At 72.6% G+C, this 10,343-nt stretch carries 3 protein-coding genes; all 3 read right to left on the bottom strand.

From position 1 onward, the window contains the following. Window positions 1-66: 66 nt before the first annotated feature. The 3 genes from fusA to ACWDSL_RS21075 all read right to left on the bottom strand — a co-directional run bounded on the left by fusA (window position 67) and on the right by ACWDSL_RS21075 (window position 10,310). Window positions 67-2,199, bottom strand: coding sequence for an elongation factor G (gene fusA, locus ACWDSL_RS21085; RefSeq protein WP_450487516.1), 2,133 nt, complete (start codon window positions 2,197-2,199; stop codon window positions 67-69). A gap of 367 nt (window positions 2,200-2,566) precedes the next feature. Continuing rightward, the gene (locus ACWDSL_RS21080) at window positions 2,567-3,703 is read right to left on the bottom strand and encodes a glycine amidinotransferase (RefSeq protein ID WP_450487514.1); all 1,137 of its coding nucleotides are present in this window, start codon (window positions 3,701-3,703) and stop codon (window positions 2,567-2,569) included. 34 nt (window positions 3,704-3,737) lie between these two features. Beyond that, window positions 3,738-10,310, bottom strand: coding sequence for a condensation domain-containing protein (locus tag ACWDSL_RS21075; protein ID WP_450487512.1), 6,573 nt, complete (start codon window positions 10,308-10,310; stop codon window positions 3,738-3,740). Between the last annotated feature and the right edge of the window lie 33 nt (window positions 10,311-10,343).

Raw genomic sequence — 10,343 nt, 5'->3', positions numbered from 1 at the left:
TCGAATCATAGTTTCGTTCGTTGGTGTCTGGATTTCAGAAGTGTGATCTTCGGATCCGCCGACGGGCTACCGGGACGGTGTCCCGGCGGTCGCCGCGTCGGGTGCCGGGGCGTAGCCCGCGGGCCGGGTGGTGAAGGTGCCCCGGCCCTGGGTCCGGCTGCGCAGCCGGGTCGCGTAGCCGAACAGCTCGGCCAGCGGCACGGTCGCCGTGATGACCGCCGTGCCCGTCCGCGCGGCCGTGCCCGAGACCCGGCCGCGCCGCGCCGCCAGATCGCCGAGCACCGCGCCCACCGCGTCCTCCGGCACCGTGACCGTGACCTCGGCCACCGGCTGCAGGAGCACCATCGCACCGGCGCGCAGCGCCGCCTGCAGCGCCAGCCGCCCGGCCGTACGGAACGCCATCTCCGAGGAGTCCTTGGAATGCGTGGCCCCGTCGGTCAGGGTGACCCGTACGCCGGTCACCGGGTGGCCGCCGAGCGGACCCTCGGCCAGGGCGTCCCGGCAGCCGGCCTCGACCGCCCGCACGTACTCCTGCGGCACCCGCCCGCCGACGACCGTCGAGCGGAACGCGAAGGCCATGCCCCCGGCGGCCGGTGCAGCGTCGGGCGTAACCTCCAGCGGCTCCGTGTCGATCACGACATGGGCGAACTGACCGGCCCCGCCCTCCTGTTTGACATGCCGGCACACCAGCCCGGACACCCCGCGGACGACGGTCTCCCGGTAGGCCACCCGCGGCCGTCCGACGGCCACGTCAAGACCCTGGGCGCGGCGCAGCTTCTCCACCGCCACCTCCAGATGGAGCTCGCCCATCCCCGACAGCACCGTCTGCCCCGTCTCGGAGTCGGTCTTGACCGTGAGCGAGGGATCCTCCTCCACCAGCCGGGCCAGCGCGGTGGCCAGCCGGTCGGCGTCGGCGCGCCCGCGGGCCTCCACCGCCACCGAGACCACCGGGTCGGCGACCGTGGGCGGCTCGAGGAGCAGCGGAGCCGACGGTGTGCACAGCGTGGCCCCGGCGCGGGCGGCCTTCGGCCCGACCACCGCGACGATGTCCCCGGCCACCGCCCGGTCCACCTCCGAATGCCGATCGGCCTGGACCCGCAGAATGCGGCCGATCCGCTCGGTGCGCCGCGCGCCCACGTCCAACACCGCCTCTCCCTTGCCGACCGTCCCCGAATACACCCGCAGATACGTCAGCCGCCCGGTGGCGGTCGCCGTCACCTTGAACACCAGCGCCGCGAACGGCCCGTTGGGGTCGGCGGCCCGCTCCTCCACCGCCTCGCCCCGGGTGCCGCGTACCGCCGGTACGTCCAGTGGCGAAGGCAGATACGACACGGCGGCGTCCAGCAGCGGCTCGACACCGCGGTTGCGGTAGGCCGAACCGCACAGCACCACCACACCCTCGCCGCCGCGGGTCAGCTCGCGCAGCGCGGCGGCCAGAGTCGGTGTGGAGACCGCCGAGTCCGCGCAGAACTCCTCCAGCGCACCCGGGTGGAGCTCCGCCACCGCCTCCTCCAGCAGCCGGCGCCGCCGCCGCGCCTCCTCCCGCAGGGCGTCGGGCACCGGGCGCTCCTCGTACGTCTCCTCGCCCGTGCCGTGGCCGTCGGGCCACACCAGCGCGCGCATCCGCAGCAGATCCACCACCCCGGTGAAACCGTCCTCCGTGCCGATCGGCAACTGGACGACCAGCGGCGCCGGATGCAGCCGCTCCCGGATCGACTCGACCGCCGTGTCCAGATCGGCACCGGCACGGTCCATCTTGTTGACGAAGGCGATGCGCGGCACGCCGTGCCGGTCGCACTGCCGCCACACCGACTCGCTCTGCGGTTCGACCCCCGCGACGGCGTCGAACACCGCGATCGCCCCGTCGAGCACCCGCAGCGAGCGTTCCACCTCGTCCGAGAAGTCGACGTGGCCGGGGGTGTCGATGAGATTGATCCGGTGGCCGTCCCAGGCGCAGCTCACCGCGGCCGCGAAGATGGTGATGCCACGGTCGCGCTCCTGGGAGTCGAAGTCGGTGACGGTGGTGCCGTCGTGGACCTCGCCACGCTTGTGGGTGGTCCCGGTGAGGTACAGGATCCGCTCGGTGACGGTGGTCTTGCCCGCGTCCACATGGGCGAGGATGCCCAGGTTGCGGACCGCGGCAAGCGGGTGAGCAAGCGCGGTGGCGGGATGGCGGCGGCGGTTGAAGTCGGTACGCACGGCCCAGGGCCTTTCAGAGTGATCCAGAAAAGGGCGGCGCGATTCCCGGACGACATGGCCTGTGGTCAGGCCAGGCGGAACTCCCAGGGAGCCGTCATACGTTCGTCACGGGCATCCGGAACCGGCCGCGCAGCCGGCACCGGGCGCCCGAAGACACCAGGATCACCTCGTACTGTGACGGGAAAACGACAACAGGGGTACCAGCGGTGTGGTCACACACGGCCGACTCCCCTCATACGTCATACGTCACGGTGCGCGCCCTCATACGGTGGTGGCGCGCGGTTCGTGGTGAGTGTAGGGAATGCGGCACGGGCGCGGCACCCGGTTTTTCGTGCCTCGTGGTTCAGCCCGTGTTCCAGCCGGTGGGTCAGAACAGGGGCTCGTACCGGAGGGCGGGGAAGTAGTCCTCGCAGGTGCCCTCGCGGCGCACATCCCAGGTGGCGCAGTGCAGGGAGCCCCCGTATTCGAATACGTGGCGGAACGGCACGGTGAACACCTCGAAGTCGAGCTTGGCGAGCAGGTCCTGGAGCGGCTTCTCCCGCTCCTCGCAGATCACCTTGGTCGGCGACATGCTGAGCACGTTCATCGAAAGCCACTTGGAGGACTGGCAGTACTTGGGCATCTCGTCATTGCCCAGGACGGGTTGCGGGGCGTCGACCAGCTCCCAGTCGTTCGCGAGGAACATCTTCTCCTCGCCTTCGCGCAGCGGCCGCTCGGGGTTGGTGAGGACCAGTCCCGGGCGCAGCGGCACGAAGGTGCAGTCGATGTGCGAGGGGAAGAAGTCCAGCGGGAAGTGGACCGTGTGGACCCGGAAGCCGCGCGGCTCCAGATGCCGCCTCAGCCAGCGGATGCCCGCCCGGTTGGTGGTCATCGACTCCTGGACCAGGATGTCGCGCCCCAGCCGGCTCATATCGGCGGCGTCGAAGACCACCTCGTCCTGGCCCACGCAGAACTCGAAGGAATGCATCCGCGCATGCCGCTGCTCCAGCGGCCACTCCCAGAACTCCTCGCGGTACATCCCGTCGCGCATCGACGGCTTGGGCGCGGTCGTCCACTCGACGCGCGGATCGGCGTTCCAGTACTCGTACACCAGCTTGCGATAGGGCTCGTACTCGAAGTACCGGGCCCGGCGCGACATGGTGGCCTCGATGATCTCGTTGCCCATCGTGATCATCACATCGCGCGGGCAGACCGCGCAGTACTGGTTCTCGACCTCGAAGCCGGGGGTGCGGACGGGGGCCGAGAAGTCATGCGGCTCCGGGCGGCGCACGGTGATGCCCTGGGACTCCAACAGGGCTGTCAGACCGGCCAGTTCCTCGTTGGCCCGCTCGACGGCTTCCTGGGATTTCGGCCCGGTGGGGAACGGTGTGTCGGGGGAGTCACGTATCGCGGGGCGGCTGCCCGGCTCCGTCGGCTCGAAGCAGGCGTTGTCGGCCGAGCCGACCACGATCTCCTGGAGCGGGTCCCATTCGTTCCATGAATTGACGACCGCCGAATATCGCATATGCGGGTCCACCTGCCTGTTCCGTAAGACGTGGTCAGAGTGCGTCGCCGAGGGACCGCGCGGTGCGGCAGCGGAACACGGTCGCGACATCGACGGTCCGACCCAGCTCCGCTTCGATCCGGCCCGCCAGGCGCAGCGCGGTCAGCGAGTCGCAGCCGAGGGCGAACACATCGTCGTCCGCCCCGACGGACCCGCGTCCCAGCACCTCGGCGATCAGCTCGCACAGCCGCCGCACCGCGGGTTCGACGGCCGGTGCGGTGACATCAGTGACATCAGTGACATCGGTGAGTAGGTGTCCGGTCGGGGCCGTCAGGGCCGCCGGCAGGTCGGTCAGGAGTTCTCGCAGCCGCGCCACCACCTGCCGGCCGTCCTCGGCGTCGAACAGGTCGGGGCGGTAGCTGACCTCGAGGAGTAGCCGCCGGCCGGGCGAGACCATCAGCTTGAGGGGGTAGTGGTACGCGTCGTACCCGGCCACATCCGTCAGCCGCAGACCGTCCTCCGGGCTGGGCAGGGCCTCGGCGGTCGGGAAGTTCTCGAAGACGACGCAGGTGTCGAACAAGGTGCCGAGGCCCGCCGCCCGCTGGATGTCCGTCAGGGCGAGGTGGTGGTACGGGAGGAGTTCGGCGTGCTCCTCCTGCAGCCGCGCCAGCAGCTCGGCCACCGGCTCGGCCGCGTCCAGGCGCACCCGTACCGGCACGGTGTTGACGAACAGCCCCACCATCTCCTCGACCCTGGGGAGCTCGGCCACTCTCCCCGAGACCGTGGCCCCGAAGACGATGTCCCGGTGTCCGGTCCGGCGGTGCAGACACAGCGCCCACGCGGCGCGCAGCAGCGTGTTGAGCGTGACACCGGCTCGGCGCGACGCGTCGAGCAGCGCGGCGGTGTCCGGTTCGGACAGCTCGACGGCGATGCGCTCCGGCAGGACGCGAATCCGCGCGGTGTCCTGGTCCGGGCAGACCAGGGTGGGTTCGGCCAGGCCCGCCAGCGCGCCGCTCCAGGCGGTGTGCGCCTCCTCGCGGTCCTGCGCGGCCAGCCACCGCAGATAGTCGGGGTAGTGTCCGGGGGTCGGCAGACCGGTGTCCTCGCCGTGGTCGAAGAGCGCGAGCAGATCGCGCAGCAGCAGCGAAGTGGTCCAGCCGTCCACCAGCAGATGGTGCATGCTCAAGGCCAGCGTCTGCCGGTCCTCGGCGAGCGTGATCAGGGTGCAGCGGGCCAGCGGCGGCCGGGCCACATCGAAGCGTTGCCGCCGGTCGGCATCGAGCAGCGCCTCCAGCCGCGCGTCCTGCTCCCGCGCGTCGAGGCCGGTCAGGTCGTGGGTGTGCCAGTCCATCCGGACCTGTTCCGGGATGGCCTGCACCGGTTCCCCCGACCGCCGCTGGAGAAAGGCCGCGCGCAGCATCGGGTGGCGGCGCAGCAGCGCGTCACACGCGCCCCGGAACCGCTCGGCGTCGAGCCTGCCCCCCACCTCCAGGGTGATCTGCACGTTGTAGACGTCCAGGTCCCCGCTGTCGTACCGGGCGTGGAAGAGCAGCCCCTCCTGCGTCGGGGTGAGCGGCAGCAACTCGGCGACGGGCATGCCGATCCGGGCGCCGAGCCGGGACAGCTCCGCCTCGTCCCGCTCCCCGGAGCCCAGAGTGAGTACGGGCGTGGGCACGGGCTTGGGGGCCTCCGCGCTCGTCCCGTACGCCACCAGCGCACGCAGCGTCGCGAACCAGAGCCGGGCCAGCTCACCGACGTCGCCCTCGGTCAGCAGACGAGGGGCCCACAGCCAGTGTGCGGCCAGCCGTGGCCCCGCCGGGCCGTCCTCGACCGCCGCGTTCACCTCGACGACATGCGCCATCGGCATCCGCGGATCGGCTCCGCCCGGCAACGCGTCCGACTCGGGCGCCACACTCCAGTCCTCGTCGGCGGAACCGTCCTGTCGGCCCAGGTAGTTGAAGCCGAGCTGCGGGGCCGGATAGGCCGCCAGCTCGTCGGCCGTGTCCCGGTTCAGATGGCGCAGCAGGCCGAAGCCGATACCGCGCCGCGGGATCTCCCGGACCTGGTCCGTGACCCGGCGTACGGCCTCGCCGAGGCGTGCGGGCGCCGGATCGCCGTCCGGGTCCCAGTCGCCGAACCCGGCGTCGAGCCGTACCGGATAGAGGGAGGTGAGCCAGCCGACGGTGCCCGACAGATCGATGTCCTCGCCGATGGGCTCACGGCCGTGCCCCTCCACATCCACCAGCACGCCGGTGCGGGCGTCGGCACCGGGGCGCCGCCAGGCGGCGACGGCGAGCGCCAGGCCGGTGAGCAGCACCTCCCTGGTGTCGCTGGACAGGGCGGCCGGCACGGTGGTGAGCAGCGGCGCGGTCAGGTCCTCGGGGAGGGTGAGGGTGAGTTCCCCGGCCGTGGCGTGGATGTCCCGGGACGGCGAGAGCCGGGCGTCGGCGGGCGCGATCCCGCCCGCGCGCAGGATCCTGCGCCACAGGGGGAGTTCGTCCAGCACGGTGGGAGCCTTCGCCGCGGCGTACAGCCGGTGGCTCCACTCCCGCAGCGGGACGGGCACCGGGTCCGGCAGCGGGGCGGCCTCTGCCGCCGTACGCCCCGTACGTTTCTGGCAGGCGGTGTACAGATCGGTCAGCAGGATGTGCCACGAGACCGCGTCGACGGCCAGGTGATGGACGGTGACGAGCAGCCGCCCCGGTCGGCTCGCGCCGCCGTCGAACCAGGTGGCGCGCAGCATCACGCCGTCGCGCGGGGCGAGGGCGTCGGCGTCCTCACCGGCGCAGTCCGAGATCCGGCGGCGGAGGTCGCCCGAGGCCGGCCCGGAGACATCGACCCGCCGGACCGCCGCACGCAGCCCGCGCGGGTCCACCGGGGCGAGCGCGAGGGAGCCGTCGTCGCGCAGCCGGGCGCGCAGCGCCTGGTGGCGCTCCACCACGGCGCGTACGGCGGTGGCCAGCCGGTCCGTGCCGAGCCCGGGCGCCACGCGCAGCAGCGTCGACTGGTGGAAGGCGTCGATCGCGCCGCCGTGTTCCAGCAGCCACCGAGTGATCGGCGTGGCGGGGACGGTGGCGGACGCCTCGTCGGGGGCGGGGGAGCCGGCCGCCGGGGCCGGGGTCGGCCGCGCCTCTTGCCGCAGGAACGCGGCCAGGGCGTCGGCCGTGCGATAGGTGAAGACCTGCTTGGGGGTGAACCGCAGCCCCGCCTCGCGCGCCCGCGCCACCAGTTGGATCACGGTGATGGAGTCGCCGCCGAGGGAGAAGAAGTCGTCCGAGGCCCCGACCTTGTCCGCGCCGAGGACCTGCGCGAAGAGCCCGGTGAGCGTGGCCACGGCGTCTTGCTCGGCTCTCGCCTCAGCCCCCGCCCTCGCCTCAGCCTCCGGATCCGGCCCGGTCTTTCCGGTCTCCCCGGCCGCCTGCCGTGGCGGTGTTGTCGGCTCCGCCGGGTCCGGCTCGGGCAGCGCCGCCCGGTCGACCTTGCCGTTGGGGCTCAGCGGCAGCGCGGGCAGGGTGACGAAAGCCGAGGGGAGCATGTACGCGGGCAGCTTGGCCGCGATCCGTTCGGCCAGCGCGGCCGGTTCGGCGTCCCGTCCGGGCGCCGCCACGACGTACGCCACCAGGCGCGGCGCACCGGGGCGGTCCTCCCGTACCGCCGCAGCCACCTGGGCGACGGCGGGGTCGCTGCCGACCACGGCCTCGATCTCGCCCAGTTCGATCCGGTAGCCACGGACCTTGACCTGGTCGTCGGCTCGGCCGCCGTAGACCACGCTGCCGTCGGGCCGCCACCAGGCGATGTCTCCGGTGCGGTACATCCGGCCGCCGGGCGCGCCGAAGGGATCGGCGACGAACCGGCCCGCGGTGAGCCCCGGCCGCCCGACATAGCCGCGGGCCAGCACCTCGCCACCGATGTACAGCTCGCCTGGGATGCCCGCCGGGACCGGGCGCAGCCACGGGTCCAGGACATAGATCCGGGCCCCGGGGACGGGACGGCCGATCGGCACCGCACCCCGCGGCAGCGGGTCGCCGGGCTCCAGGCGGTGTTCCACACAGCCCACGGTCGCCTCGGTGGGGCCGTACTCGTTCACGACCGTCACCTGTGGGTGGCGGGCCCGCCACGCGGCCAGCGCCTCTCCGGTCAATTGCTCGCCGCCGATGACGAGTTCGCCGCTCGGTGAGTACCACGCGTCGGAGGCGACCAGCACCGGCAGATGGCTGGGCGTGGCCTTGACGAACGCGGGCCCGTCGCCCTCGGCCCCGGGCGGGGCGTCGAAGTCGTCCAGATCGACCACGCGCACCAGACCGCCCGAGGTCAGCGGGCCGAAGATACCGGTGACGGTGAGGTCGAAGGACGGTGGCGAGTGCACCAGCGCCTGGGTGGCCAGGCCCGGGTAGGCGGCGCGGGCGAAGGCCAGGTAGTTGTCGACCGTACGGTGTTCCACCGCCACCCCCTTGGGGCGGCCGGTCGACCCCGAGGTGTAGATGACGTACGCGCGGTCGGCGGGGCGGATCGGCGCACCGCGCTCGGCGTCGTCCACCCCGTGTCCCGGCAGCGCCGCCAACTCAGCGCGCACGGCGGGGTCGCCGAGCGGGACCGCCGACGGGTGTGCGGCTAGGCCCTGTCCGGGCGGTCTTTGAGGATCAGCCCGCGGCGTCAGATGAGGGGGCACCTCCCGGCCGAAGGCTGGGGGAGCATCGCAAGGCGGAGGATCGCCCTCGTACTGGGCGTACTTGGGCGACTCCGACAACGCAGCGAGGTGCCGTAGCTGGCGTCGCGGGCCCGAGAAGACCGCCCGGACAGGGCCTGGCGCCGGGTGGCCGGTGTCCGCGCAGACGACGGCGGACGGGGCGGCGTCGGCGAGCATGAACGACACGCGCTCCGGCGGATATCCGGGGTCGACCGGCAGATATCCGGCCCCCGCCTTCAGGGCCCCCAGCAGCGCCACGATCAGATCGACACCACGCGGCAGCGCCACGGCGACGAGGTCTCCCGCCCGTACGCCGCGCCGCAGCAGCAGCCGGGCCAGCCGGTTGGCGGCCTCGTCGAGCTGACGGTAGCTGAGGGTGTTCGCCCCTTCGGCCACGGCCGGGGCGTCGGGGGTGCGGCTCGCCTGGGCCTCGAAGCGCTGGGGGAGCGTCGCCCGATCGTCTCCGTACGCCTCGGGCGACGGTGTCTCCGAGCGGTGGGCCCATGCGCCCAGCACCTGCTCGCGCTCCCGGTCGGTCAGCAGCGGCAGATGTGCGACGGGGGTGGTGGGGGAGTGGCTGAAGGCGTCCAGCAGCAGCCGCAGCCGGGTGCGGATCAGCTCCAGGCGGGCGTCGTCGAACAGACACCGGCGGTAGCTGATGTGCAGGCTCAGCCGGGGGCCGGGGATGGCGACCACGCTCAGCGGGTAGTGGGTGGCGCCGGTGATCTCCTGCTGACCGCCGGCCTGAGCGTCCGCCCCGTCCGTCGCATCGGGGGAGTCTTCGGCGAGCGGGGCGATCCGCAGGCCCGGCACGGTGTCCCGGACGGACGCCCAGTCGAAGGGCGCGTCGCCGAAGCCGGTCGAGGTGTCGTACAGCGTGTCAAGGCCGGACAGCCGCCGTACCTCGGTCAGCCCGAGGTGCTGATGCGGAGCCAGCGCGAACTGCTCGTCCTGGACCCGGGCGAACAGGTCGGCCATCGGCTCCGCAGGGTCGATCCGCACCCGGACCGGGAGCGCGTTCATCAGCAGGCCCACCACCGAGTCGGCGCCGGGCAGCTGCGGCGGGCGGCCGTGCACGGTCTGGCCGAACACCACGTCGTCCCGCCCGGTCAGCAGGGACAGCAGCAGCGACCAGACGCCCTGTACCACCGTGTTGAGGGTCAGCCCGTGTTTCCGGGCGGTGGCTGTCAGCGCCTCGGTGGCGTCTTCGGGAAGTGTGACGAGGGTCAGGCCGGGCATCTCCCCGTCGCCCGCGACGGGCGCGCCGGCGGCGACGAGCGTCGGCTCGGACAGCCCCTGGAGGGCCGACCGCCACGCCTCCTCGGCAGCCGGGCGGTCCTGCCGGGAGAGCCACCGCAGGAAGTCGGAGAACGGTGTGACCGGCCGAAGCCCCGCCTCGCCCGCGCCGTCGTCCCCCTCCGCGGCCTCCGTTTTCCGGTGGTAGAAGGTGAACAGATCCTCCAGCACCAGCGGCAGTGACCATCCGTCGAGCAGGATGTGATGGTACGTCAGGACGAACACGTACTGGCTCTCGGCCAGCCGGACGAGCGCGAACCGCATCAGCGGCGGGGCCGTCATGTCGAAGCGGCGCGACCGCTCCTCCTCGAGGAAGGCCAGCAGCTTCTTCCGGCGTACGGACTCGGGGTCCGCGGAGAGGTCGAGCTCGGTCCACGGTGTCCGTACGTTCCGCCGGATCAGCTGCACCGCCTGCCCGTTCGCCCGCTGGCGGAAACCGGCGCGCAGCACGGCGTGGCGGGCGAGGGTGGCGGCGCAGGCCGCGCGCAGCGCCTTCGCCGAGACATCTCCGAGCAGTTCGAGGGGGGCCTGGATGGTGTAGACGTCCGCAGCCTCGGAGTCGTACAGAGCGTGGAAGAGCATGCCCTCCTGCAGCGGAGTGAGGGGCAGCACGGACTCGATCGGCGACTTGGACACTTCGTTCACGCGACGATGGTGTCGCGCGGCCGATCCGCGGGC

The sequence above is a fragment of the Streptomyces sp. NPDC000941 genome, assembly GCF_053599555.1.
The sequence above is the reverse complement of the archived record's forward strand: the minus strand, read 5'-3'. Positions and strand labels throughout refer to the sequence as shown.